Here is a 25023-nt window from a genome sequence, read left to right on the forward strand (position 1 = left end):
GACCATGCTGCCACCCACGCGAGCGGCGGGGCATCGTTGTGCGATCCGGCGCTGACCCGGCGGCGGGCGGCGGGGCAGACTAGAGGCATGCCCGTCGTGACCGTGCTCCCCGACCGCCTCGAACTCCGCCTCACCGCGGCCGAGCGACTGCTCGCGTTCCACCGCAGCGACGTCGTCGTCGACCGGTCGAGCATCCGCTCGGCGACGGTCACCGAGGACCCCTGGATCTGGGTCCGGGGCATCCGCGCGCCGGGCACCGCGGTGCCGCTCACGCTCGCAGCCGGCACGTGGAAGTTCCACGGCGGCAAGGACTTCCTGCTGATCAAGCGCACTGCCTCGGCCGTCGTGATCGACCTGGTCGACGAGGACTACTCCCGCCTGATCGTGAGCACCAAGCACGCTCCCGAGCTGATCGCGGCCCTCCAGCTGGGGACGACGACCGCGGCGATCCCCGTGATCGAGACCGACGACCTCGTGATCGTCCCCGAGGTCGCCGAGCAGGCGGAGCGGGCACAGGCGGCCGCCGCGGAGAAGCGCGCGAAGAAGAAGGCGAAGGCGGCGGAGGCCGCGGCCGTGGCCGCGGAGGCGGCCGGTCCGGTGACGGTGGTCGAGGGCCGGGAGGCTGCGAGCGGCGGGAGCGCGGCGACCGCGGCTCCGGAGGCGGACGGCGCCGCGGAGGACGTCGCGGCTCCGACGGAGTCAGCAGCGGGGGCCGCTCCGAAGAGCCCGAAGGCCACGCCGAAGGGCGCTCCGAAAACGAGTGCTCGGACCGCCGCGAGCACGCCGGCCGAGTCCGGGGCTTCCGCGCCCGTGGACGTCATCGGCTCCGAGCCGATCGACTCCGCAGCTCCGGTGAAGCCCGCCGAGCCGAAGCCCGCCGAGCCGAAGCCCGCGGAGCCGAAGCCCGCCGAGAAAAAGTCCGCGGGATCGAAGCCCGCCGAGCCGAAGCCCGCCGGATCCGAGTCCGCCGAGCCCGCCCCCGCGAAGCCGGGGCCGGCCGCGAAGCCCGCGCCGAAGCCCCGCACGCCGGCGAAACCCCGCGCCGCGCGCCCCGACTCCTCCGTCGGTCACGCGTCGGCCGAGCCGAGCGGCGCCACCGAGGCCGCGGAGTAGCGCACCGCCGCACGAGCAGCAGCCCCGCAGCGCCGGCCGAGGCGCCCCCTCCTCGACGCTCGAGGCGGGCGGACGCCCTCCGCCGACGCCGTGCCCTCAGGCGCGGACGTCCACCAGCGTCCGACCGTGCGAGCGGCCTGCGAGCACGTCCTCGGCCGCGTCGACCGCCCCGCCGAGCGGCACCGTCGTCGTCAGCTCGTCGAGCAGCTCCAGGTCGAGGTCGTGGGCGAGGCGGCGCCAGGCCTCCTCGCGGAGCTTGCGCGGCGCCTCCACCGAGTTGATGCCGGCCAGCGTCACTCCGCGCAGGATGAACGGCATCACGCTCACCGGCAGGTCCGGGCCCTGCGCGAGACCGCACGCCGCCACGGTGCCGCCCCACCGCGTCTGCGCGAGGGCGTTCGCGAGCGTGTGCGAGCCGGCGGAGTCCACCGCTCCCGCCCAGCGCTCGGACTGCAGCGGCTTCCCGCCCTCCTGCAGCTCGGCGCGGTCGATGACGTCGGAGGCGCCGAGGCGCTGGAGCAGAGCGCCGTGCTCGCCGAGCCGGCCGGTCGAGGCGACGACCTCGTGGCCCAGGCGCGTCAGGAGCGCGACGGCGAGCGACCCCACGCCTCCCGAGGCCCCCGTCACCAGGACGGGACCGCTGCCCGGCCGCACGCCGTGCCGCTCGAGCGCCAGCACGGCCAGCATCGCCGTGAAGCCCGCGGTGCCGATCGCTCCGGCCCGTGCCGCCGAGATGGCGCCGGGCAGCCGGAGCAGCGACGCGGAGTCGACACGCGCCCGCTCGGCGAGCCCGCCGTCGTGGCGCTCGCCGAGGCCGGCGCCGTTGAGCACCACCCGGTCGCCGGAGTCGAAGCGCTCGCCCGCCTCGCCGTCCGCGTACTCCACGGTGCCGACCAGGTCGATGCCGGCGACGAGCGGGGTGCGGCGCACGATCCCGGGCCGCCCCGCCAGCGCCAGGGCGTCCTTGTAGTTGACGCTCGAGTACTCGACGGCGATCGACACGTCGCCGTGCGAGCGGTCGGGGTCGTCGCGCTCGAGGAGGCGGGCTCGGTTGGGGGTGTCGGTGTCGGAGTCGGAGTGCCGCTCGACGACGATGGCTCGGTACATGGGCCCACGCTACGCCCGCGGGCCCGCGGCCGGGCGGTCAGTTCAGGGGCCGGGTGCCCTCGGGGAGCGATCCGCCGGAGTAGAGGGCGGAGGCCGCGTCCTGGAGCGCCGTCAGGGCGACGCGCTGCGTCCACGGACCGTAGGAGACGCGGGCCAGCCCGAGCTCCTCGAAGCGGGCGGGCGACTGCGATCCGGGGACGCCGATGACGCTGACGCGCTGCCGCCCGAGGGCGGCGACGAGGGACTCCAGCTCGGCGTCCTGGAGCAGCCCGGGGACGAAGAAGCAGGTGGCGCCGGCGTCGAGGTAGGCGCGGCCGCGCTCGATCGCGTCGGCCAGGACCTCGCCGCGGTCGCGGTCGCCGGCGCGGAGGAGCACGTCCGTGCGGGCATTGAGAGCGAAGGGCACCGCCTCCTCCTCGGCCGCGGCGACGGCCTTCTCGACCGCCCGCAGCGCCTCCGGGAGCGGCTTCGCCTGGTCCTCGAGGTTCGCGCCCACGACGCCGATCCCGATCGCGCGGCGGACCGTCTCGCCCGTGTCGCCGTAGCCCGCCTCGAGGTCGGCCGAGACCGGGACCTCGACGGCGGCGACGATGCGCTCGATCATGCCCAGGTGCAGCTCCAGCGGGATCCGCTCGCCGTCCTCGTAGCCGAACGCCGCCGCGATGGAGTGGCTGGCGGTCGCGAGCGCCCGGGTCTCCGGGAGTGCGGCGATCGTGGTCGCGCTGATCACGTCCCAGACGTTCACCACCTGCAGCAGCTCGGGGGCGGTGTGGAGGTCGACGAGGGTGCGTCCGCGCGCTTCGATGCTCATGGCACGAGCGTAGGGCCCGCGTGCGCGGCGCAGGCCGCCGCATCGCAGTCGGCGCAGACCACGAGCTGGGCGCGGCAGGAGAGATCGGTGCAGTTGCGCATCCGGCTGGTCGGCGCGGCGCACGAGGTGCAGCGGCCGAGCGCCTCGGCGTCGGGGGAGAAGGAGACGGAGCCGCGGCCGTCGAAGACGTACAGGGCCCCCTTCCACAGACCGCGGTCGCGCCGCGCCTCGGCGTAGCGGACGACGCCTCCGTCGAGCTGGTACACCTCGCCGAAGCCGCGCGCCGTCATCAGGCTCGACAGCACCTCGCAGCGGATGCCGCCGGTGCAGTACGTGACCACGGGCCGGCCCTTGAGGTGGTCGTAGACGCCGGCGTCGAGCTGCTCGACGAACTCGCGGGTGCTGGAGACCCCCGGCACGATCGCCCCCTCGAACCTGCCGATCTCGGCTTCGAAGGCGTTGCGGCCGTCGAAGAGCACCACGTCGTCGCGCTCGGCGACGAGGGCGTCCAGCTGGTCCGGGTCGAGCCGCGGCGCCGTCCCGACGACCCCGTCGGCGTCGACCCGCAGCTCGTCGGGCGCGCCGAACGAGACGATCTCGTCGCGCACCTTCACCGAGAGACCGGGGAAGTCGAGGCTGCGGCCGTCGTCGTCGAGGCCGGAGCCGTCGCTCCACTTCACCTCGAGCCCGTGGAAGGCCGAGTGCTCACGGGTGCGGCGGACGTAGCGCTTCAGGGCGTCCATCCCGCCGCCCAGCGTGCCGTTCACCCCGTGCTCCGAGATCAGCAGGCGCCCGCGCAGGCCCAGCGACTCGCACAGCTCGCGCTGCCACAGCCGCACGGACTCGGGGTCGGCCAGCGGCACGAAGCGGTAGAACAGCAGGATCTTCGGCAGCACCGGCACATCCTACGAGGACGTCCGGACCGGGGCGCGGCGTGTGGCAGCATCGTCGGGTGCCCGACGCCTCCGCCCCCGTGCCGCACTCCCGCCTCGAGGACGTCTTCGGTCTCGTCACCGGTGCGTTCGTCGTGTCGCTCGGCCTCTACCTGCTGCGCGCGAGCCAGGCGGTCACGGGCGGCACCGCGGGTCTCGCACTGCTGCTGGGGTACCCGCTCGACATCCCGTTCGGCGTGATCCTCGTCACGGTCAACGTGCCGTTCCTCGCCCTCTCGCTGTGGAAGAAGGGCTGGCGCTTCACGCTGCGGACCATGTTCTCGATCGTGCTGGTCTCGGTCCTGGCGGGCCTGCACCCGCTGGCGTTCGGCGAGCTGCGGATCGAGCCCGTCTACGGCGTCCTCACGGGCGACGTGCTCGCGGGGATCGGCCTCCTGATCCTCTTCCGGCACGGGTCGAGCCTGGGCGGATTCAGCATCGTCGCCCTGATCGCGCAGGAGCGGCTCGGCTGGCGGGCGGGCTACGTGATGATGGCGCTCGACGCGTGCGTGGTCGCGGCCGCGCTGCTGGTGGTGCCTCCGCTGAACGTGCTGATCTCGGCGGCGGGAGTGGTGGTGCTCAACCTGGTCCTGGCGTTCAACCACCGGCCCGGGCGCTATCTCGGGTCCTGACCCCCTCCGCAAGCCCTTCGGCGCGCACCGCCGGGTTCCTAGGCTGAGGGCGCGGGCCCCCGCCCGCCCTTCCCGAACGGAGAAACCGGATGTCCGACTGGACCTACGACCCCTACGCCCGCCTCGGCGAGGTGCCGACCTTCGCGCTCGAGAGCGACGACATCGCCGACGGTGCGCCCCTGTCCGCCCGCCACTACGGCGAGGGCTCCGGCGGGGAGGACGTCTCGCCGCACCTGCGCTGGTCGGGAGCCCCCGCCGAGACGAAGAGCTTCGCCGTGACGGTGTTCGACCCCGACGCGCCCACCGGCTCCGGCTTCTGGCACTGGGCCGTCTACAACCTCCCGGCCGACACCACGGAGCTCCCCACGGGAGCCGGAGCCGCCGGCTTCGAGCTGCTCCCGGCGGGCGCGCAGACGCTGCCCAACGAGATGCGGCTGCGCCAGTTCGTCGGAGCGGCGCCGCCGGACCGCGAGCACCGCTACTTCTTCGTGGTGCACGCCCTCGACGTCGAGTCGCTCGACCTCGATCCGGAGTCGACGCCGGCGATCCTCGGCTTCAACGCGCACTTCCACACCCTCGCGCGGGCGCAGATCGTCGCCACGGCGACGCCGGACGGCGCGAAGGGCTGACCCGCTCCGCGGGGAGCGCGCGCTACCCGAAGAGGGTGCGCGCCTCCTCGTAGCGGGCGTCCGGGACCGTCTTGAGGGTGCCAAGCGCCTCGGCGAAGTCCACGTGGTAGATGTCGGTGCCGCGCAGGGCGACCATGCGGCCCCAGTGCTCGGCGACGACGGAGTCGATGGCGGCCATGCCCAGGCGGGTCGCGAGGACGCGGTCGAACGCGGTGGGCGTGCCTCCGCGCTGGATGTGGCCGAGCGTCGTGGCGCGGGTCTCGATGCCGGTGCGCTCCTCGATGAGCGGAGCCAGCAGCTCGCCGATGCCGCCGAGGCGGGGCCGGCCGAAGGCGTCGAGGCCGCGCTCGGAGTGGGCGTCGTCCATCGTGTCGAGCGAGAAGCCCTCGGCGACCACGACGAGCGGTGCGCGCCCGCGGTCCTGCGCGCTCTGCACCCACTCGACGATCTGGTTTAGGGAGGTGCGCTTCTCCGGGATGAGGATGACGTGGGCGCCCGCGGCCATGCCGGAGTGCAGGGCGATCCAGCCGACGTGGCGGCCCATGACCTCGGCGACCATGCAGCGGCCGTGCGAGTCGCCGGTGGTGCGGAGGCGGTCCATCGCGTCGGTCGCGATGCCGACGGCGGTGTCGAAGCCGAAGGTGTAGTCGGTGGCGCCGAGGTCGTTGTCGATGGTCTTCGGGACGCCGACGATCTTGAGGCCCGCGTCCGTGAGGCGCTTGGCCGCCGCCAGGGTGCCCTCGCCGCCGATCGCGATGATCGAGTCGATGCCGTTGCGGTCCATCATCTCGGCGATCTTCTCGGGGCCGCCGTTCTCGCCCTCGAAGGGGTTCGTCCGGCTGGTGCCGATGATCGTGCCGCCCTGCTTGGCGATGCCCTGGATCTCGGGGCGGCCCAGGGGCAGGAGGTCGCCGTCGACCACTCCGCGCCAGCCGTTCCGGAAGCCCACGAACTCCTGGTCGTAGACCTTGATGCCCTTGTAGACGGCACCGCGGATGACGGCGTTGAGGCCGGGGCAGTCGCCACCGGAGGTCAGGATCCCGATCTTCACTCGCTCAGGTTAGAGGACCCGGTGAACGGATGTGCACGCGGACGACGACGGGCCCCTCCTCGCCGCCTCGAGGAAGGGCCCGTCGTCGTGCTCGGTGCTGGTGGGACTAGGTCGTGACGAGCTCGCCGTTGACGCCGCGGGGGAAGAATCCGCCGGTGCGCGTCCCGGCCGCGGGGTTCAGGTACACGATGTTGAGGACCTGGCCCGGGGTGCGGCTGAACGCGATGGAGCTGCCGTCGGTCGGGACGATGTTCGCCTGGCCGTTGACCTTGACGCCCTGGTCGAGGTCGGTCTTGCCGTCGAGGCTGTCGCGCGCGTCGGAGAGCTTGTTCGCCGAGTCGGACAGGTCGGCGGCGTAGATCGCCGAGCGGATCGCGCCCGCGTGGTACGCCTCCACCGCGAGGATGCCGGCGGCCGCGTCGAGGTAGGTCTTCGACTGGATGAGCGGGGCGGCGCCCTTGTAGGCGGTCACTCCCACGTCCTCGAAGACGAAGGCGCCGAGCAGGAAGTTCGACTCGCTCGCGAACGGGTCGAACGACTGACCCGCCTTGATCAGCCCCGCCGCAACGGCGGCGGAGTTGAAGCTGTCCTTCAGGTTGATCGCCGGGCGGGCCACCTTCGCGGTGCCCAGCGCGGCCCGCAGGAACTGCACGTGGGCCTTCTCGTCGTTCGCGACCTCGGTGGCGAAGCTCTTCAGCCACGGGGTCTTGAAGTCGACGGGGCGGCCGCCGATGACGCCGCCGGGCGTGCCCTTGCCGGTCACGTCCGAGCCGCCGAGGCCGGTGCCGTAGACGGCGCGGAGGTAGAACTCGGCCTCGAGGTACTCGAGGTTGAGGGCGAAGTTGAGGATCGAGGCGTCGCTGGGGCCGCTGGCAGCGACCTCCTCGGCGGAGGCGGTGGGCGCGGCGAGGGCCGCGGCTCCGATGCCGAGGCCGGCGACGCCGGTGGCCTCGAAGAAGCGGCGACGGTCGAGAGCGGTCTCAGAGCTCTTGACGATCGCGTTGCGGATGAAGGTCGTGTCGAACATGTGCGCATCTCCAGTGTTAGGCGGGTGCCGGGCAGCTGGAGCGCCGCCGCGACAGCGCGAAGCTACGCCCGGGACCGACCTGCTGACCAGTGGAAACGGGCGATCGGATCCGCGCATGTGTTCACGCCGTCTGAACCAATCCGCCGGGCGTGTCGCTCCGAACACGTCGTGGATGGGGGTTCTGCGGAGGAGCGTCCGATCCGGTGTCGGAGCCGCCGGTTAGCATCACTGCGTGTCGATCCCCGCCCCTGCTCCCGAGCCCTCCTGGGCGACGGTCTACGCGCCGTCGGAGCCCGTGAGCCTCGAGCTCACCCTCCGCACGCTGCTGCGGGGCTCGGGCGACCCGACCATGCTCCTCGACGCGTCCGGCTTCTGGCGGGCGTTCCGCACGCCGCTCGGCCCGGGCACGCTGCATCTGCGGCAGGCGGCGGACGGCGCGATCCACGCGCGCGCCTGGGGCGGGGGAGCGGAGTGGCTGATCGACGCGGTCCCCGAGCTCCTCGGCCACGGCGACGACTGGAGCGGGCTCGACCTGTCGGCCCACGCGCCGCTCGCCGAGGTGCTCCGCCGCTCGGCGGGCCTGCGCCTCACGCGCGCGAACCTGGTGTTCGAGATGCTCGCGCCGTCGGTCCTCGAGCAGAAGGTCACGAGCACGGAGGCGTGGCGCGCCTACCGGGTGCTGGTGCGCCTCCACGGGGAGCCCGCCCCGGGGCCGGTCGCTCTGCACGTGGCTCCGAGCGCGCAGCAGTGGCGGCGCGTGCCCTCGTGGGACTGGCACCGCGCGGGAGTGGATCCGCGGCGCTCGCGGACCGTCCTGACCGCCGCGCTCGTCGCCTCCGGCCTCGAGCGGACCCTCGCGCTCGGGCGGGGCGGCGACGAGGTCGCCCGCCGGCTGCAGTCGGTGCCGGGGATCGGGCCGTGGACGGCGTCCGAGGTGATGATGCGCGCCCACGGAGATCCGGACGCGGTCAGCGTGGGCGACTACCACCTGGCCGCGGCCGTCGGCTTCGCGCTCACGGGCCGGCTCGGGGTCGACGACGACGGCATGCTCGAGCTCCTCGAGCCGTGGCGCGGGCACCGGCAGCGGGTCATCCGGCTGATCGGCTGCAGCGGAGCGAGGAAGCCGCGGCACGGCCCGCGGATGACCATCCAGGACCACCGCCGGCACTGATCCGCTCCTCCACAGGGGCGGCTCGCGGGCGAGTCGGCGCGACCACCGCGTCACGCCGCGTCCGGGCGGCGGGTCGGGCTTAGCCTCGGAGGATGCAGCAGTCGACGACCCCAGGTGTGCCCGGCAGCGACCCGGAGCGCGAGCCCGACGAGGCGGCCGTGCGGAGCGGGGTCGACGCGACGATCGGTGGTCGGACGCCGGAGGGCGGCACGGGGTCGGACGACGAGGTCGAGGCCGGTGAGGCGCGCGACTCCGTGAGCGGGGCCGAGGTCGTGCCGGCGCCGGAGTCCGCGTCCGAGAACGTGGCCGAGCCTCAGGACGACCAGGAGTCCGACGCTGAGGACGTGGCTGAGCCTCAGGACGAGCAGGAGTCCGACGCTGAGGACGAGGACCTGCGCGAGCCCGGTGTTCAGGACGAGGACGAGGTCGTGCGCGACGCTCAGGACGAGGCCGTGAGCGAGCCCGATGCAGAGGACGAGGTCGTGCGCGACGCTGAGGACGAGGTCCTGCGCGGGCCCGACGCCGCGTCGGAGTCGGAGCTCGCCGCGCCCGCCGCCGCCGAGCCCGAGGTCGACGACCGCCCGATGATCGAGCGCGTCGAGTCCCTGGTCCGCCGCTGGATCGCGCGCAGCGGCGAGTTCCCGGTCGAGCCCGCCGCCCAGCGGCTCGCGGGCGTGCTCCAGGACCCGAACGGACTCGACTTCACCGTCGGGTTCGTCGACGGCGTCGCCCGGCCCGAGGACCTCTCGGTCGCGGCCGAGAACCTCGCGGCGCTCACCGCGAAGACGCCCGCCTTCCTCCCCTCCTACCTGCGCGCCGCGATCAGCACCGGCGGCGCCGTCGGCCCCGTGCTGCCCTGGGTGGTCGTGCCCGCGGCCCGCCGGGTCCTCCGCCGCCTCGTCGGGCACCTCGTGGTCGACGCCTCGGAGGCGCGTCTCGGTGCGGCCGTCGCCGCGCTGCGCGAGGGCGGCGACCGGCTCAACCTCAACCTCCTCGGCGAGGCCGTGCTCGGCGAGCGCGAGGCCCGCCGCCGCCTCGAGGGGACCCTCCGCCTGCTCGAGCGGCCGGACGTCGACTACGTCAGCGTCAAGGTCTCGAGCGTCGTCAGCCAGCTGTCGATGTGGGCCTTCGAGGAGGAGGTCGACCGCGTCGTGGAGCGTCTCACCCCGCTCTACCAGGCCGCCGCGTCCGGAGCCGACCCCACCTTCATCAACCTCGACATGGAGGAGTACCGCGACCTCGACCTGACGGTCGCCGTGTTCCGACGCCTCCTCGAGCAGCCGGGCATGCTCGACCTCGAGGCGGGCATCGTCCTGCAGGCCTACCTGCCCGACTCCGTCCGCGTGCTCGACGAGCTGACCGAGTGGGCGCAGGAGCGCCGGGCCCGCGGCGGAGCCCCGATCAAGGTGCGCGTCGTGAAGGGCGCGAACCTCGCGATGGAGCGGGTCGACGCGGCCCTGCACGACTGGCCGCTCGCGACCGTCGGCAGCAAGGTGGAGGCCGACACGAACTACAAGCGCCTGCTCGACCGGGCGCTGCGGCCGGAGCGCGTCGACGCGGTGCGCGTGGGCGTCGCCGGGCACAACCTCTTCGACCTCGCCTGGGCGTGGCTCACGGCGACCGAGCGCGGGGTGACCGGCGCGGTCGAGATCGAGATGCTGCTCGGGATGGCGACCGGGCAGGCGCGCGCCGTCCGCGAGGACGTGGGACGACTCCTCCTCTACACGCCCGTCGTGCACCCGCACGAGTTCGACGTGGCCATCTCGTACCTCATCCGCCGGCTCGAGGAGAACAGCAGCCCCGAGAACTTCCTGCCGGCCGCGTTCCGCCTCGACGACGAGGAGGTGCTGCAGCGGCAGCTCGGCCGCTTCCGCGCCTCGCTCGAGGCCCTCGACGACTCCGTCCCGCCGCCGAACCGCACGCAGGACCGCCTGCGGGAGTGGTCCTCCGGCTCCGGCCGCCGCCTCGTGCAGGAGCACGCCCGCGCCGGCGAGCGGGCGCAGGACCCGGCCGCCGCGGGCCTGACGCAGGCCGTCCTCGGCCTCAGCCGCGGCTCCGGTGCGGCCGCCGCGACCGCGGGCTTCCACAACGAGCCCGACACCGACCCCGCCCTCCCCGGCAACCGCCGCTGGGCGCGCCTGATCACCGAGCGCATCGCCGGCTCGACCATCGGAGCGGGCACGGCCGACGCCGCGCGCGTGAGCACCGAGGCGGAGCTCCAGGAGGTGCTGCGCGCGGTGTCCCGCCGCGCGGAGCGCTGGGGCGAGCGCCTGGGCTACGACCGAGCGGCCGTGCTCGACCGCGCCGGCCTCGTCCTCGCCGCGAACCGCGACCGCCTGATCGAGGTGATGGCCTCCGAGACCGGCAAGACGATCGCCGAGGCCGACCCCGAGGTCTCCGAGGCTATCGACTTCGCCCACTACTACGCCACCCGCGCCCGCGAGCTCGACGCCGTCACCGGGGCCACCTTCGTCCCCGCGCGGGTCACCGTCGTCGCTCCGCCGTGGAACTTCCCGGTCGCCATCCCGGCCGGATCGATCCTCGCGGCGCTCGCCGCCGGCTCCGGAGTCGTGGTGAAGCCGGCGCCCCAGGCCCGCCGCTCGGCGGCTGTGCTCGTCGAGGCGCTCTGGGACGCGGGCGTCCCGCAGGAGCTCCTCGCCCTGGTCGACCTCGACGAGGAGGAGCTGGGACGGGCGCTGATCACCGACCCCCTCGTGGACCGCGTGCTGCTCACCGGCTCCTACGAGACCGCCCGCCTCTTCCGCTCCTGGCGGCCCGGCCTCGCACTGCAGGCCGAGACCAGCGGCAAGAACGCGATCATCGTCACTCCCCACGCCGACTACGACCTCGCCGTCGCCGACATCGTCCGCAGCGCCTTCGGGCACGCCGGCCAGAAGTGCTCCGCCGCCTCCCTGGTGATCCTGGTCGGCTCGGTCGCCCGCTCCAAGCGCTTCCGCGCCCAGCTGGTCGACGCCGTCACGTCGCTCCGCGTCGGCCGGCCCGACGACCCGTCGGCGGTGATGGGGCCGCTCATCGAGGAGCCCACCGGCAAGCTCCTGCACGCGCTCACCACGCTGGGCGGAGGCGAGTCGTGGCTCGTCGAGCCGCAGCGGCTCGACGAGAGCGGCACGCTCTGGTCGCCCGGGATCCGCGAGGGCGTCACCGAGGACAGCTACGTCCACCTCACCGAGTTCTTCGGCCCGGTGCTCGGGATCATGCACGCGGCGACCCTCGAGGACGCCGTCCGGATGCAGAACGGCACCGAGTACGGGCTCACGGCCGGGCTCCACTCCCTGCACGCCGACGAGCTCGCCCTCTGGATCGACTCGGTCGAGGCGGGCAACCTCTACGTCAACCGGGGCATCACCGGAGCCATCGTCCGGCGCCAGCCCTTCGGCGGCTGGAAGCGCTCGTCCGTCGGCGGCGGCGCGAAGGCGGGCGGACCCAACCACCTCATCGGCCTCGGCTCCTGGAAGCCCTCGCCCGCGCGCTCCTCCTCGACGCTGCACCTGCGCGGCCTCGACGACCGCGCGCGCCAGTTCATCGAGGCGGCCCAGTCCTCGCTCCGGTTCGAGCAGTTCGACCTGCTCCGCCGCTCCGCCCTCTCCGACCAGCTCGCCTGGGCGACCGAGTTCGGCGTCGTCACCGACATCTCGAAGGTCGGCGTCGAGCGGAACCTGTTCCGCTACCTCCGCGTGCCGATCGCGCTGCGCCTGGCCGACGGCGGCGACCTCGGAGAGCTCCTCCGCGTCATCGCCGCGGGCCTGCTGACCCGCTCCCGGATGGACATCTCCACGTCCCTCCCGCTCCCGCCGCGGGTCCAGGAGATGCTCGGCGGCGACGAGCTCGCCGAGATGGCGGGCCTCGTCCCGCGCATCGTCGTCGAGACCGACGCCCAGTGGCTCGAGCGCGCCGCGGCCGGCCGCATCACGGCGCCGCGCATCCGCATCATCGGCGACATCGTCTCCGACCGCGTCGACGGCTATGCGGGCCCGCAGGCCCCCGGCAGCCCGACGCGCGGACAGCAGGCCGTCGTCCGCCGATCGTCCGACTCGACCGGCTCCTTCACCGACGTCGTCGCCGGCATGACCCGCGGCAGCACGGGAACTCCGGTCCCGCTCACCCGCGCCGACGGATCCCGCGTCCCCCTCGCGACCGCCCTCGCCGAAGCCCTCGGCGGCGCCCTCGACACCGCCGTCTACGCCGACCCGGTCACCCCCGCCGGCCGCGTCGAACTGCTGCCCTTCCTCCGCGAGCAGGCGATCTCGATCACGAACCACCGCTTCGGCAACCCGATCGATCTGAGCGACGACGTGCTGTGAGTTGGATTCCACGCCCGTCCCTGACGGGCGTGGCGCGGTCGGCTTCTCGACGGGGTGCGTTCTGTGGAGCGGGGGGCGTTCGGCTACAGCGATCCGCTCGCACGCGGATCGCTGGTTCGCCTCGGGGGCGGTGCTCGCGGGGATGGTGTGGATTCTGTGTGGCGCGGTCGGCTTCTCGACGGGGTGCGTTCTGCAGGGCGGGGTGCGTACGGCTGCAGCGATCCGCTGGTACGCGGATCGCTGGTTCGCCTCGGGGGCGGTGCTCGCGGGGATGGTGAGATCAGGCTGGCGCGGGTCGGCCTCCCGACGGAGCCCCGGGACGCGGCTCGACGAGGCGCGGGGGGACTTACTTGTCGCGGCAAGTAGTGGGTAGGGTGGGGGGATGAGTGCGCCCGAGACACGTTGGCTGACGCCCGATCAGCTCGACGCCTGGCTGCGCTTCATCGCGGTCGTGGAACTGCTGCCGGGCGCCCTCGACACGCAGCTGCAGCGCGACGCGGGGCTCACGCACTTCGAGTACCTGACGCTGGCGATGCTGTCCGAGGCGCCTGACCGCGCCCTCCGGATGACCACGCTCGCCGCCCGCACCAACGCGACCCTGCCCCGGCTCTCGCACGTGGTGACCCGCCTCGTCGCCCGCGGCTACCTCGAGCGCCGCCCCTGCGCCTCCGACGGCCGCGCCACGAACGCGGTGCTCACCGACGCCGGCCTCCAGAAGATCGTCGACACGGCGCCCGGTCACGTCGCGACCGTGCTGGCCGACGTCATCGATCCGCTCGACGCCGAGCAGATCCCGCAGCTGGCCGACATCATGTCCCGCATGCTCACCCGGCTCGACCCCGAGGGCAGGATGACGGTCGACGCCGTGCGCTCCTCGCTCGGAGACCCCGACACCCGCTCCTGCTGAGCGCGCCGACCCTTACTCCCGGGGCGGACCGGCCTCGGCCGCGGCCGGATCCGTGTACAGGGACTCCCGGACGTGCCCGTCAGGGTCCTCGAGGCCGCGCCCGCATGGAGCCGAGGTCCTGCACCGCGACCGGCTCGGCGCCGCCGGAGGCCGGCCCGTTCCCGAGCACCTCGCCGACCTCCTCCCTGCTGCCGACGCTCACCGCGAAGAGGCCCTGCACCCGGGAGCGCGCGACGATGATCTCCTTCGACCTGGAGGTCGAGAAGGAGGGGTGCGGGACGACCATCGCGGACACGTGCTCGGAGGCGACGGAGCAGGCGGCGTCGTCGCTGAACAGAGGATTCAGGCCTGAACAGAGGATTCAGGCTCCGGCCGAGCGCCGGGGAGAACGCCCTCGAGCGCTCCGGATCCGTGAACGGGAGGTCGACGAGGATCGAGTCGACGGCCCTCCGCGTCAGTCCGGCGATCGGCCGCGCGACACGCGGGAGTCCGTGCCATCATCGCCTCGTGCAGTTCACCACGACGCTCTTCCAGATCGGCAACAACACCGGCATCGAGGTGCCGCCCGAGGTCCTCGAGGCACTCGGCGGCGGCAAGCGTCCCGCCGTCGCGGTAACGGTGAACGGCTACCGCTTCACCAGCACGGTCGGAGCAATGGGCGGACGCGCGCTCATCCCGTTCTCGGCCGAGAAGCGCCGCGAGACGCAGCTCGCCGGCGGTGACGCGATCGACGTCGTGATCGAGCTCGACACCGCGCCGCGCGAGGTCGCCGTGCCGGAGGACCTGGCGTCCGCGCTGGCCTCGGCGGGCGCTGCGGAGCGCTTCGCCGCGCTCTCGCCGAGCGCGCGGAAGGCCCACGTCACGTCGGTCGAGGGCGCGAAGGCCGCGGAGACGAGGGCGCGCCGCGTCGCCTCGATCGTCGCGGCGCTCGTCGGCTGACGGGCGCGCCACGGTCCGTGACGCGACCTCCCCGCCGGATAGGCTGCCTCCGGCGCCCCACGGCGGAGCGCCCTGGAAGCGGAGTCGGGGGACTTGATGGGTGCGGTTCGGCGTTGGGTGTTCCCGATCGTGTGGATGGTCATCATCGGAGCGGCGAGCATCGCCCTGGTGAAGATCGCGTTCTTCCCGGACGGCGCGGCCGAGGCCGATCCGACGCAGCCGACCGGTGAGATCACCGAGCCGACCGTCACGGTCGCCCGCGGCACGGTCACCAACGACCTCACCCTCCAGGGCACCGTCGCCGCCGACCCCGCCGTGCCGCTGAAGGCGACGGCGGCCGGAACGGTCGACGACGTCTACGTGCAGCAGGGCGCGGCCGTCGCGTCGGGCGATCTCATCTACGACATCCGCGTCGAGACTCCGCGCGACCCGGTCGAGACGACCGGCCCGGACGGCGCCGTCACCCTCACCCAGCAGGAGCCCTCCGTGCGCTTCGAGCGGGTCTACGCCGCGACCGGCGGCACCCTCAGCGCCCTCGGCGTCATCCACGACCAGGCCGTCACGGTCGGCGAGGTGACCGGACAGGTCGCGCCGCCGAGCTACGCCGTCACCGGCACGATCGACGCGCAGCAGCTCTACCGCATCCAGAACCGGCCGACGGAGGCGCAGGTCGCGATCACCGGCGGGCCCGCGGGCTTCACCTGCACCGACCTCACCATCAGCACCCCTCTCGCCGGAGCCGGCGAGGGCGGCACGACCGGCGGCGCGACGGACGGCGGCGGCGGGACCTCCACCGGCGGCTCCGGCACGAGCTTCACCTGCCAGGTGCCGACGGAGGTCACCGTGTTCCCCGGGCTCGCCGCCTCGGTGACGCTCGCGGGAGGCAAGGCGGAGGACGTCCTCGTCGTGCCGACCACCGCGGTCGAGGGCACCGCCCAGTCCGGCGTCGTGTTCCGCCGGGCGGACGACGGCAGCACCGAGGAGGTCCCGGTGACGCTGGGACTCACCGACGGCAGCTCCGTCGAGATCACCGGCGGAGTGGAGGAGGGCGCCGAGCTCCTGCAGTTCGTGCCGGGCGCGGAGGAGGCGGCTCCCGACGTCCAGCTGGGCGGCGACTGCATCGCGCAGCCCGACGGCTCGGTCTTCTGCTCGTGACGATCCTCCGGCTCGAGGGGATCCGCAAGGTCGTCCCGCTGCCCGACGCACCGCCGCTGACGATCCTCGACGGCGTCGATCTCGAGGTGGGCGAGGGCGACCACGTCTCGGTCGTGGGGCGCAGCGGCTCCGGCAAGTCGACGCTGCTCAACATCCTCGGACTCATCGACGAGCCGACCGAGGGGCGGATGCTGCTCGAGGGTGCTCCCACCGAGACCCTGTCCTCGCGAGCCCGCGCGCGCATCCGCGGCGGCAGCATCGGCTTCATCTTCCAGCAGTTCAACCTGCTGGAGGGGCGGACCGCCCGCGAGAACGTGATGACGCCGCTGCTCTACGCGACCGGATCGGAGTTCTGGCGCCGCCGCGACCTCGCGGCCGAGATGCTGGAGCGGGTCGGCCTCGGGCACCGCGTGGACTCGATGCCCGGGCGCATGTCGGGCGGCGAGCAGCAGCGGATCGCGATCGCCCGAGCCCTGGTGCGCCGACCGCGGCTGATCCTCGCCGACGAGCCGACGGGCGCCCTCGACACCGACACCGGCGAGAGCGTGATGGGCCTGCTCGACGAGATCGCCCGCGAGTCCGGCTCGGCGCTGGTCACCATCACCCACGACCCGGCCATCGCGGCGCGGGCCGAGCGCCACTACCGGCTCGACCACGGCCGCCTGGGCTCGACCGCGGATGCGGGCCCCGTCGCCGAGGCGGGGGTCCTCTGATGCGCGCGCTCGTCGGGATCGCCGGCGCGATCGTCGAGGCGTGGACCGAGCTGCGGATCCACCGCGGCCGCGTGCTGCTCTCGCTGATCGGAGTCGCGGTGGCCGTCGCCGCCCTGACCGCGGTCGTCGCCGCCGGCGGCATCGCCCGCCAGGCCAGCATCGAGCAGGCCGAGCGCTCCAGCGGGCGCCCGGCGAGCCTCTTCCTCTCCGCCTACCCCTCCGGTACCGGCACCTCCGGGGTGGATGCCGACGCACTCCAGGCCGCGTGGACCGGTGCGCTGGAGCGCTACTCCATCACCTACGCGAGCCGCTCGACCTACGGCAGCGCGCGCGTCCAGTTCGCCGACGGCGCCGTCGACGTCGCGGTGCAGGCGGTCGACCAGCCCTTCGCCGAGATGCACCGGCTGAAGATCGTGGACGGCTCCTGGTTCACCGCCCGCGACTCCCAGCGCCTCGCTCCCGCCCTCGTCGTCAACGAGCGCTTCTGGGAGCGGATCGGGAGCCCGGATCTGCGCACCCACCCGGTGGTCACCCTGCTCGGCTCCGAGCGCGACGTCACGGGCGTGGTGGTCGGCGTGACTCCCTCCTCGCAGTTCGAGACGGATCCGTCGATGATGATGCTCGCGGACGCCTACCCGGCGGTCGCCCGCGACGCCGACCCGCAGTACGGCGGGCAGGGTGTGCCGAACTACGAGATGTGGGTGCCGCTCGACCTGGCCGAGCCCCTCGCCGCGGCGGTGGAGCGCGATGTGGCCGGCGCCCTGGGATCCGACTTCGAGGTGTCGGTCGACCGGCAGGACTACCTGGTCTACGACTCCGACCCCTTCGGCGTGCTGACCTGGGTGATCGGCGGCGTGGCGGGCCTGGTGCTGGCGCTCGGCGCGCTCGGACTGCTCAACATCGCCCTGGTCACCGTCCGGCAGCGGATCCGCGAGATCGGCATCCGGCGCAGCTTCGGCGCCTCCTCCGGCCGCATCTTCTTCTCGATCATGATGGAGAGCGTCGTGGCGACCGTGGTCGCCGGAGTGGTCGGCGTGACGATCGCGGTCATCCTCGTCACCAACCCGTGGACGGTGGCCTTCGTGCAGGACAACGGGATCGCCGACATCCCGCCTTTCCCGGCCGAGGCGGCGCTGCTCGGGCTCGGGGCGGCGACCCTCGTCGGCGCGCTCGCGGGCCTGGTGCCGGCGATCGTCGCCGTGCGGGTGAAGGTGATCGACGCGATCCGCTACTGAGGCCCGCCGAGGGTGACGACGAGCTCGTCGCACTCGAGCGCGGCGTGCGCGTCGGAGTAGTGCGCGATCCGGGGCAGCCCCCGGGTGCTCGCACTCTCGTGGCTCCCGACGACGATGACGCGCATGCCGGCGTCCAGACCCGCCCGGATGCCGGCCTCGGCGTCCTCGAACACCAGCGCGTCCTCGGGGGAGACGCCGAGCAGGGCCGCGGCGGCGAGGTAGCCGTCGGGAGCAGGCTTGCCGTTCGCGACGTCGTGCGCGGTGACGACGGTGTCGGGGGAGGGGACGCCCGCCGCAGCCAGACGTGCGGCCGCCAGCGCCGGGCTCGCGGACGTGACCAGGGCGACGCGCTCGCGGGGGAGTGAGGCGAGGAACGCCGTCGCGCCGGGGATCTCGACGGTGCCCTCGGTGTGCTCGAGCTCGTACGCGTCGAGCTCCGCGACGATCGCGTCGACGTCGCTGCCGGCCGGAGCGAAGCGGCGGACGCTGTCGGCGGCGCGGACACCGTGAACGGCGCCGAGAACCGCGTCGTGGTCGAGAGCGAAGCGCTCGGCGAAGGCGCCCCAGATGGTCTCCACGACGGCCGTCGAGTCGACGAGCGTCCCGTCCATGTCGAAGAGGGCGGCACGGGCTCGGAGGAGATGGGGCATGCGTCCATCCTGGCGGTCGGCGGCCTCCGGCGCCTGCCGGTGCGGACAGCGCTCGGACAGCGCGCGATCAGCCCGCCCTCAGGCCACGCATCGTGTCGCGGCGCTACGGTGGTCCGAGATCGCGGGCAGACGCCCGGAGGGGAGTGGAGGACGCCATGACGGACGACAACGGAACCGGCACGGACCAGGGCGCGAGCACGGGCGGCGAGGCCTCCGGACCCCGCGCCGGGTGGTACCCGGACCCGGCGGGCTCGTCCCGTCAGCGCTGGTGGGACGGGACCGGCTGGACGGAGTCGCTCCGCGACGCGCCGGCGGCCACTCCCACCGCCCCGGCCGAGAGCGGGTCGGCGCAGGCCGCCGCGACTCCCGTTCCGCCGACCGCACCGACTCCGCCCGCGCCGCCCGCCGAGCGTCCCGCCTACGGGGAGACGTCGAGCGGAGCGGCGACGAGCTACGGGCAGTCGGCCTCGGGTCGGTATCCGCAGCAGCCGTCGTCCGCCGACCCGCAGCAGAGCTACGGGCAGCAGGGCTACGGCCAGCAGGGCTACGGGCAGCAGGGCTACGGGCAGGGCTACGGCCAGCAGGGCGCCGGCCAGCAGCCGCAGCAGCCGCAGCAGGGCTACGGCCAGCAGGCTCCCCAGCAGTACGGCCAGCAGCCGCAGCAGCCCTACGGCCAGCAGCAGCCGCAGTACCCGGCCTACTCCGCGGCTCCCGGAGCACCCGTGCAGCAGCGCGACACGAGCATCGTCACGTCCACCCCGTGGATCTGGGTGGTGGTCCTCCTGCCGCTGCTCTCGGCGCTGTCGATCTTCCTCCTCCCGCCGAGCGCGATCGTCGACTCGTCGATGGCCTCGACCTACGGGCCGAGCTCCTCGATGGGGATGTCGACCGCCTACCTCGTCGGCCTCGGCATGCTCCAGGTCGTCGGCTTCCTGATCTACGCGGCGGAGGTCGTCTTCGCCTTCCTCGACTGGCGCCAGCTGAAGCGAGCCGGCCTGCAGCGTCCGTTCCACTGGGCGTGGGCCTTCCTCGCCGCTCCCTACGTCTACGTGATCGGCCGAAGCGTGGTCGTGAAGCGCGTGACCGGCGGCGGACTCCTCCCGCTCTGGGTCTTCCTCGGCGTCGTGGTCGTGTCGTTCCTCATCGCGATCGGCTGGACGGTGTCGCTCTTCTCCCAGATGACGCAGGCCTTCGCTCCCGCGGGCTTCTGAACCCGTGCGCGCCGCCGATCTCGTCCTGACCGGCGGCGCCGTCTTCACCGCCGACGCCGTGCGCTCCCGAGCGCACGGCGTCGCTGTCGTCGGAGGGCGGATCGTCGCGGTCGGCGCCGACGCCTCCGACCTGATCGGGCCGCGCACCGAGGTGGTCGACCTCGAGGGCCGGATGCTCGTCCCCGGCTTCCAGGACGCCCACGTGCACCCGGTCTGGGGCGGCGCCGCGCTGCTGCGCTGCTGGCTCGGAGCGGGAGGGTCGCCCGCCGAGCACCTGGCGACGGTCGCCGGGTACGCGGCTCGGGAGAGCGGAGCGGAGTGGATCCTCGGCGGCGGCTGGAACCTGCCCGACTTCCCCGGAGGCACCCCGACCGCCCGCGAGCTCGACACGGTCGTCCCTGACCGGCCCGCCTTCCTCACCAACGCCGACGGGCACGGCGCCTGGGTCAACTCCGCCGCACTGCGCCTCGCGGGGATCGACCGCACGACGCCGGACCCCGCCGACGGCCGCATCGAGCGCCTGGCCGACGGCACCCCCTCCGGCACCCTGCACGAGGGGGCGATGGACGCGGTCCGCCGCCACCTCTCGCCCGCGAGCGCGGACGAGCTCCACCGCGCGCTACTCCTCGGGCAGGAGACCCTGCACTCGTTCGGAGTGACGGCGTGGCAGGACGCGATCATCGGCTCCTACGGCGATGTGGGCGACCCCGGTCCGGTGTACCGCCGCGCGGCGCTGAGCGGCGAGCTGACCGGGCGCGTCCGCGGTGCGCTGTGGTGGGACCGAGGCCGCGGCGTCGAGCAGATCCCGGAGCTCGTCGAGCGGCGCGCGGCGCTCGCCGCCGACCGCTTCGCGCCGACGACCGTCAAGATCATGCAGGACGGGGTCGCCGAGAACTTCACGGCGGCGATGCTCGAGCCCTACCTCGACGGGCACGGCGGCCACGGTCACGGCGACGGCCTCTCGATGGTCGACCCGCGCCTCCTGAACGAGGCCGTGCCGCTCCTGGACGCGGCCGGGTTCCAGGTGCACTTCCACGCGATCGGCGATCGTGCCGTACGCGAGTGCCTGGACGCGGTCGAGCGGGCGATCCAGGCGAACGGGCGCCGCGGCAACCGCCACCACCTCGCCCACCTGCAGGTCGTGCATCCGGACGACCTGCCGCGCTTCCGTGCGCTCGACGTCGCGGCCAACCTGCAGATGCTGTGGGCCTCGCTGGAGCCGCAGATGGTGGAGCTGACGCTGCCGTTCCTCGGTGAGCGGCGCGGCTCGTGGCAGTACCCGTTCGGCGACCTGCTCCGCTCGGGCGCGGTGCTCGCCGCGGGGAGCGACTGGCCGGTGTCGACGCCCGACCCGCTCGCCGCGATCCACGTCGCGGTGAACCGGCTCTCGGCGCCGTCCGAGCGCGAGCCGGGGTGGAGCGAGGAGGTGTTCCTCCCGGAGCAGCGCCTCGACCTCGCCACCGCCCTCTCCGCCTCCACGGCCGGCTCGGCGTGGGTGAACGGCCTGGAGGGCGAGTCGGGCTCGATCGCCGTGGGACTCGCGGCGGACTTCGCCCTGCTGGACCGGGACCCCTTCGCCGGCGACCCCGGCGCGATCGGGGACACCCGGGTGCTGGGCACCTGGATCGGCGGCGAGCGCGTCCACGCCGCAGCGGACGCGCCCACCTGATCCGGGTCGTTCAGGAGGCGGCGCTCAGCAGGTGATCGCTCCGCCGATGATCCCCGCGAGCAGCCCGCCGGTCGCGGAGGCGATCGCGCCGGGACCGGAGATCGCACCGATCACCCCGCCGGTCGCGGCACCGCTGACGCCGCTCCCGGCGACGCAGTGGCCCCACTCGGGCGAGCTCCAGTCGCTGTTCAGGTGCTGGCCGCCCGCCGCCGAGCGGGACGCCGAGTCCGGGGCGAAGTGGAAGGTGAGCGTGTCGGAGTCGTCGATCGACCAGTGGCCCGACACGGTGCGGCCGCGTCCGACGTCGATCCTCTCCGGGAGTGCGTCGGACGTCTCGGCGCCGTCCGTGAAGCCGACCCCGCCGCCCGCCAGCTCGACGATCCGCGTGCCGTCGGTGACGTCGAAGGTCACCGTCGACGCCGATCCGCCCCGCGCCTCGAGGTGCACCCGGCTGCTCGTCTCCTGCCTCGCCGGCTCGGCGTGCGCGGCCTGCGCTGTGAACAGCGGCACCGCCAGCAGAGCGGCCGCCGCCGCGACCAGTGCCGTGCTCGTCCTCTGTCGTTCCATCGTCGTTCCCTCCCTCGGATTCCGATCCAGGAGGGAGGGCTCAGCGCCGCCGGTCGACGAGGGCGAGGACGACGGACGCCACCGCTGCCGCGACGGCGGCGGTGACCACGACGTCCCACGGATCCTCGGCGCCCACCGCGGTCGCGACGAGGTGCCCGGCCAGGACGCCGACGAACAGAGCCGGCAGCATCAGCCAGATGCGCCGTCTGCGTCGTGCCGCCGTACCGGCCTGTTCCCTGTCGCTCATGCTCGCCCTCCTGGATTCACCATACAGGTATGGAGTACCAGGCGGTCGCGACGCGCGTCGAGGAGGTGGCGCGATCCGTCAGGCCTCGCTGCGCTGGATGAGGCGGGAGAGGACGATCGCGGAGCGCGTGTGGTCGACGTTGGGCGCGATGCGGACCTTCTCGAGGGCGAGCTCGAGGCTGGGGATGTCGCGCGAGCGGATGTGGACGATCGCGTCGGCGGAGCCGGTGACCGTGCCCGCGTCGACGACCTCGGGGACCGCGGAGAGGATGCGGCGGAGCTCGTCCGGGGCGACGGTGCCGCGGCAGAAGAGCTCGACGTAGGCCTCGGTGGCCATGCCGTCGACCGCGGGGTCGACCTTGATCGTGAAGCCGCGGATCACGCCGTCGGCCACGAGGCGGTCGACGCGGCGCTTCACCGCGGAGGCGGAGAGCCCGACCACGCCGCCGATGTCGCCGTAGCCCGCGCGGGAGTTCTGGCGCAGCAGATCGAGGATCTTCCGATCGATGTTGTCCATGCTCCGAGGATAGGCGCGGCCGGAGCGGCGCCTGGACGGCAGCAGAGTGCCACTGGAGATTCGTGACGCCCGGCTATATAGTTGCTCTCGGTCAATAGTTGATCGCAGTCAACTAGAACCGCCGCCGTGCTGAAGAGGAGCCCATGTCACACCCCGAACACCGCGCCGCATCGCGCGGAACCACCGCGCCGCACGCCCCCGCCGGGCCGGACGGCGCCATGTCGCACCGCCAGGTGCTCGAATCGCTCAGCGGCCTGCTGCTGGGCATGTTCGTCTCGATCCTCGCGGGCACGGTCGTGTCGACCTCGCTGCCCCGGATCATCTCCGACCTCAAGGGCGACCAGAACGCCTACACCTGGGTCGTCACCGCGACCCTGCTCGCGACCACGGTCTCCACCCCGCTCTGGGGCAAGTTCGCCGACCTGTTCAACCGCAAGCTGCTGATCCAGCTCGCCCTCGGGCTGTTCGTCATCGGCTCCGCCCTGGCCGGCTTCTCGCAGGACACGAACATGCTGATCGTCTTCCGCGTGTTCCAGGGCCTGGGCGCCGGCGGACTCGCCGCGCTGAGCCAGATCATCATGGCCGACATCATCAGCCCCCGTGAGCGCGGCAAGTACGCCGGCCTCTTCGGCGGCGTGATGGCGATCGGCACCGTCGGCGGCCCGCTCCTGGGCGGCGTCGTGACCGACGCGTTCGGCTGGCGCTGGAACTTCTTCATCGCGATGCCCGTCGCGATCGTCGCGATCGTCCTCCTCCAGATGACCCTCCGCCTCCCCGCGCACCCGAAGCGCAAGGTGCGGATCGACTACCTCGGCGCCGTGCTCATCGCGGGCGGAGTCTCGCTCCTGCTGATCTGGGTCTCCCTCGCCGGCAAGAACTTCGACTGGGCCTCGTGGGAGACCGCGGTCATGGTCGGCGGTGCCGTCGTGCTGCTGATCGCCGCCGTGATCACCGAGCTCACCGTGGCCGAGCCGATCATCCCGATGGGGATGTTCAAGAACCGCACCTTCAGCCTCGCCGTCGTGGCGAGCATCTCGGTCGGCGTCTCGATGTTCGGCGTCGCCGTCTTCCTCGCGCAGTACATGCAGCTGGCCCGCGGAGCCACGCCGACCCAGTCGGGCCTGCTCACCATCCCGATGATGGCCGGCCTGCTGATCGCGTCGACGATCTTCGGCGGGATCATCTCCCGCACCGGCAAGTGGAAGGCGATCATGATCAGCGGCGGCGTGCTCGCCGTGATCGGAACCTCCCTCCTCAGCACCCTCCGCTACGACACGGACCTGGTCCTCGTCGGGATCTACATGGCCGTCCTCGGCGCCGGCCTGGGCATGCTGATGCAGAACCTCGTCCTGGTGGTGCAGAACTCGATCGAGGTGAAGAACCTCGGCGTCGCGACCAGCGCGGTCACGTTCTTCCGCAGCCTCGTCGGCACCGTCGGAGTCTCGGTCCTGGGCTCGATGCTCGGCACCGTGATCGCCGACCGCATCAAGACCGGCATCGCGGGGCTCGCTCCCGCCGACCAGGCTCTCGCCGCGCAGGCGCTGGGCAGCGGCACGATCCCGCAGCCGGCCACCCTGCCCGACGCCGTGCGCGTCGTGGTCGAGAGCGCCTACGGGATCGGCGTCGGCGACGTGTTCCTCTACAGCATCCCGCTCGCCGTGGTCACGCTGATCGCCGTCGTCCTCCTGCCCAACGTGAGCCTCGGCTCGAAGAACGCGGTGCAGCTCAAGGCGGAGCCGACCACTCCGCTGCAGGCCGCGGAGGACGCCCTCATCGCCGCCTCGGACGGCCAGGCGGCGCTCCGCCCCGTCGGCCAGGCCCGGCGGACGGACGACGCGACGCACGCCCGGGAGGGTCGCGAGGCCACTCCCGCCGGACACGGCCGCCACGCCGACGACGAGCGGCAGGAGGAGCCGGTCGGCCACGCACGCCACGCCGCTCCCACCGGCTCCGTCGACGTGATCGAGCGCTCCTGATGCCCGCCGCCGCGCCCTCGGCCGAGGCGCTGCACGAGGTCGAGGAGCAGATCACCGTGCTCGCCGTCCAGGTGCGCCTCGCCGTCCGGGACGCGGCGGCGTCGATCGACCCGGCGCTGCCGCCCTTCGGACTGCGGCTGCTGCGGATCCTCGAGCGCTGCGGTCCGGTCCACTCCGGCGCCGCGGCGGAGCGGCTCGGGGTCGACCGCAGCGCGATCAGCCGCCAGGCCCGCCAGCTCGCCGAGCTGGGCCTGGTCGAGATGACCACCGATCCCGCCGACGGCCGAGCGCGGTTCCTCTCGCTCAGCGCGGCCGGATGCGAGCGGATGCGCGACCTCGGCGGCCGTCAGCGGCAGCGGATGCAGGAGGCGCTGAGCGCCTGGCCCGAGGAGGACCTGCGCGCGTTCGCGGGATACCTGGAGCGGCTGACCGCGGCGGAGTGA

Annotated in this window: 24 protein-coding genes; 14 read left to right on the forward strand and 10 right to left on the reverse strand. The window is 73.4% G+C overall.

Annotated elements, in window-relative coordinates; all coding sequences use genetic code 11:
- Positions 1 to 87 precede the first annotated feature (87 nt).
- Positions 88 to 1113, forward strand: a complete 1026-nt coding sequence (locus C5C44_RS17440; protein WP_308471037.1) for a hypothetical protein — start codon at positions 88 to 90, stop codon at positions 1111 to 1113.
- A 96-nt stretch (positions 1114 to 1209) separates the two neighbouring features.
- Here the strand turns inward: C5C44_RS17440 and C5C44_RS05710 are convergent, their stop codons facing one another.
- The 3 genes from C5C44_RS05710 to C5C44_RS05720 are packed head-to-tail and all read right to left on the reverse strand — an operon-like array spanning position 1210 to position 3927.
- Complete coding sequence (locus C5C44_RS05710; protein WP_104335492.1) at positions 1210 to 2220, reverse strand: MDR family oxidoreductase; 1011 nt, start codon at positions 2218 to 2220, stop codon at positions 1210 to 1212.
- 37 nt (positions 2221 to 2257) lie between these two features.
- Complete coding sequence (locus C5C44_RS05715) at positions 2258 to 3031, reverse strand: isocitrate lyase/phosphoenolpyruvate mutase family protein (protein ID WP_104226149.1); 774 nt, start codon at positions 3029 to 3031, stop codon at positions 2258 to 2260.
- Complete coding sequence (locus C5C44_RS05720; RefSeq protein ID WP_104226150.1) at positions 3028 to 3927, reverse strand: rhodanese-related sulfurtransferase; 900 nt, start codon at positions 3925 to 3927, stop codon at positions 3028 to 3030. The genes C5C44_RS05715 and C5C44_RS05720 overlap by 4 nt, the downstream gene beginning before the upstream one ends.
- 56 nt (positions 3928 to 3983) lie before the next feature.
- Between C5C44_RS05720 and C5C44_RS05725 the strand changes: the two genes are divergently transcribed.
- Positions 3984 to 4595: a YitT family protein gene (locus C5C44_RS05725; protein WP_244230588.1), complete on the forward strand. Its 612-nt coding sequence runs from the start codon at positions 3984 to 3986 to the stop codon at positions 4593 to 4595.
- 89 nt (positions 4596 to 4684) lie between these two features.
- Entirely contained in the window at positions 4685 to 5224 is a 540-nt protein-coding gene (locus C5C44_RS05730; protein WP_104222867.1) for a YbhB/YbcL family Raf kinase inhibitor-like protein, read from the forward strand.
- Positions 5225 to 5246: 22 nt separating this feature from the next.
- On the opposite strand, the gene C5C44_RS05735 is transcribed toward C5C44_RS05730, so the two are convergent.
- Both C5C44_RS05735 and C5C44_RS05740 read right to left on the reverse strand, forming a co-directional pair.
- Positions 5247 to 6275 (reverse strand): 6-phosphofructokinase, encoded by a 1029-nt coding sequence (locus C5C44_RS05735; RefSeq protein WP_104226151.1) that lies wholly within the window; start codon positions 6273 to 6275, stop codon positions 5247 to 5249.
- A 106-nt stretch (positions 6276 to 6381) separates the two neighbouring features.
- Positions 6382 to 7302, reverse strand: a complete 921-nt coding sequence (locus C5C44_RS05740) for a ferritin-like domain-containing protein (RefSeq protein WP_104222865.1) — start codon at positions 7300 to 7302, stop codon at positions 6382 to 6384.
- A gap of 232 nt (positions 7303 to 7534) precedes the next feature.
- Between C5C44_RS05740 and C5C44_RS05745 the strand changes: the two genes are divergently transcribed.
- The 3 genes from C5C44_RS05745 to C5C44_RS05760 all read left to right on the forward strand — a co-directional run bounded on the left by C5C44_RS05745 (position 7535) and on the right by C5C44_RS05760 (position 13702).
- The gene (locus C5C44_RS05745; RefSeq protein ID WP_258063610.1) at positions 7535 to 8473 is read left to right on the forward strand and encodes a DNA-3-methyladenine glycosylase; all 939 of its coding nucleotides are present in this window, start codon (positions 7535 to 7537) and stop codon (positions 8471 to 8473) included.
- A 584-nt stretch (positions 8474 to 9057) separates the two neighbouring features.
- Positions 9058 to 12795 (forward strand): proline dehydrogenase family protein, encoded by a 3738-nt coding sequence (locus C5C44_RS05755; protein WP_181132737.1) that lies wholly within the window; start codon positions 9058 to 9060, stop codon positions 12793 to 12795.
- 382 nt (positions 12796 to 13177) lie between these two features.
- Positions 13178 to 13702 (forward strand): MarR family winged helix-turn-helix transcriptional regulator, encoded by a 525-nt coding sequence (locus tag C5C44_RS05760; RefSeq protein WP_104335493.1) that lies wholly within the window; start codon positions 13178 to 13180, stop codon positions 13700 to 13702.
- A gap of 79 nt (positions 13703 to 13781) precedes the next feature.
- Here the strand turns inward: C5C44_RS05760 and C5C44_RS05765 are convergent, their stop codons facing one another.
- Positions 13782 to 13997, reverse strand: a complete 216-nt coding sequence (locus C5C44_RS05765) for a hypothetical protein (protein WP_104335494.1) — start codon at positions 13995 to 13997, stop codon at positions 13782 to 13784.
- A gap of 212 nt (positions 13998 to 14209) precedes the next feature.
- Between C5C44_RS05765 and C5C44_RS05770 the strand changes: the two genes are divergently transcribed.
- From C5C44_RS05770 to C5C44_RS05785, 4 genes are all read left to right on the forward strand, one after another.
- Entirely contained in the window at positions 14210 to 14641 is a 432-nt protein-coding gene (locus C5C44_RS05770; RefSeq protein WP_104233100.1) for a YdeI/OmpD-associated family protein, read from the forward strand.
- 135 nt (positions 14642 to 14776) lie between these two features.
- Complete coding sequence (locus C5C44_RS05775) at positions 14777 to 15796, forward strand: efflux RND transporter periplasmic adaptor subunit (RefSeq protein WP_104222862.1); 1020 nt, start codon at positions 14777 to 14779, stop codon at positions 15794 to 15796.
- Positions 15793 to 16509, forward strand: a complete 717-nt coding sequence (locus C5C44_RS05780; protein WP_104246911.1) for an ABC transporter ATP-binding protein — start codon at positions 15793 to 15795, stop codon at positions 16507 to 16509. The genes C5C44_RS05775 and C5C44_RS05780 overlap by 4 nt, the downstream gene beginning before the upstream one ends.
- A complete protein-coding gene (locus tag C5C44_RS05785; RefSeq protein ID WP_104335495.1) occupies positions 16509 to 17744 on the forward strand; it encodes an ABC transporter permease in 1236 nt (411 codons plus the stop codon). Before C5C44_RS05780 ends, C5C44_RS05785 begins: the two co-directional genes overlap by 1 nt.
- On the opposite strand, the gene C5C44_RS05790 is transcribed toward C5C44_RS05785, so the two are convergent.
- Entirely contained in the window at positions 17738 to 18394 is a 657-nt protein-coding gene (locus C5C44_RS05790) for an HAD-IA family hydrolase (RefSeq protein ID WP_104335496.1), read from the reverse strand. The genes C5C44_RS05785 and C5C44_RS05790 overlap by 7 nt on opposite strands.
- 155 nt (positions 18395 to 18549) lie before the next feature.
- Here C5C44_RS05790 and C5C44_RS05795 point away from each other — a divergent pair, with 155 nt between their 5' ends.
- Positions 18550 to 19605: a DUF2510 domain-containing protein gene (locus C5C44_RS05795; protein ID WP_146084313.1), complete on the forward strand. Its 1056-nt coding sequence runs from the start codon at positions 18550 to 18552 to the stop codon at positions 19603 to 19605.
- 4 nt (positions 19606 to 19609) lie between these two features.
- Complete coding sequence (locus C5C44_RS05800; RefSeq protein WP_104335498.1) at positions 19610 to 21274, forward strand: amidohydrolase; 1665 nt, start codon at positions 19610 to 19612, stop codon at positions 21272 to 21274.
- A gap of 24 nt (positions 21275 to 21298) precedes the next feature.
- Here C5C44_RS05800 and C5C44_RS05805 read toward each other — a convergent pair whose 3' ends face one another.
- From C5C44_RS05805 to C5C44_RS05810, 3 genes are all read right to left on the reverse strand, one after another.
- A complete protein-coding gene (locus C5C44_RS05805) occupies positions 21299 to 21841 on the reverse strand; it encodes a hypothetical protein (RefSeq protein ID WP_104335499.1) in 543 nt (180 codons plus the stop codon).
- 40 nt (positions 21842 to 21881) lie between these two features.
- Entirely contained in the window at positions 21882 to 22088 is a 207-nt protein-coding gene (locus C5C44_RS16675; protein ID WP_146076614.1) for a hypothetical protein, read from the reverse strand.
- Between the two features lie 78 nt (positions 22089 to 22166).
- Complete coding sequence (locus C5C44_RS05810; protein WP_104222855.1) at positions 22167 to 22604, reverse strand: Lrp/AsnC family transcriptional regulator; 438 nt, start codon at positions 22602 to 22604, stop codon at positions 22167 to 22169.
- Between the two features lie 218 nt (positions 22605 to 22822).
- Here C5C44_RS05810 and C5C44_RS05815 point away from each other — a divergent pair, with 218 nt between their 5' ends.
- The gene (locus tag C5C44_RS05815; RefSeq protein ID WP_104335500.1) at positions 22823 to 24580 is read left to right on the forward strand and encodes an MDR family MFS transporter; all 1758 of its coding nucleotides are present in this window, start codon (positions 22823 to 22825) and stop codon (positions 24578 to 24580) included.
- Positions 24580 to 25023 (forward strand): MarR family winged helix-turn-helix transcriptional regulator, encoded by a 444-nt coding sequence (locus tag C5C44_RS05820; protein ID WP_104335501.1) that lies wholly within the window; start codon positions 24580 to 24582, stop codon positions 25021 to 25023. Before C5C44_RS05815 ends, C5C44_RS05820 begins: the two co-directional genes overlap by 1 nt.

The organism is Rathayibacter sp. AY1F6 (assembly GCF_002932035.1).
In the GTDB taxonomy this organism is placed as follows: domain Bacteria; phylum Actinomycetota; class Actinomycetes; order Actinomycetales; family Microbacteriaceae; genus Rathayibacter.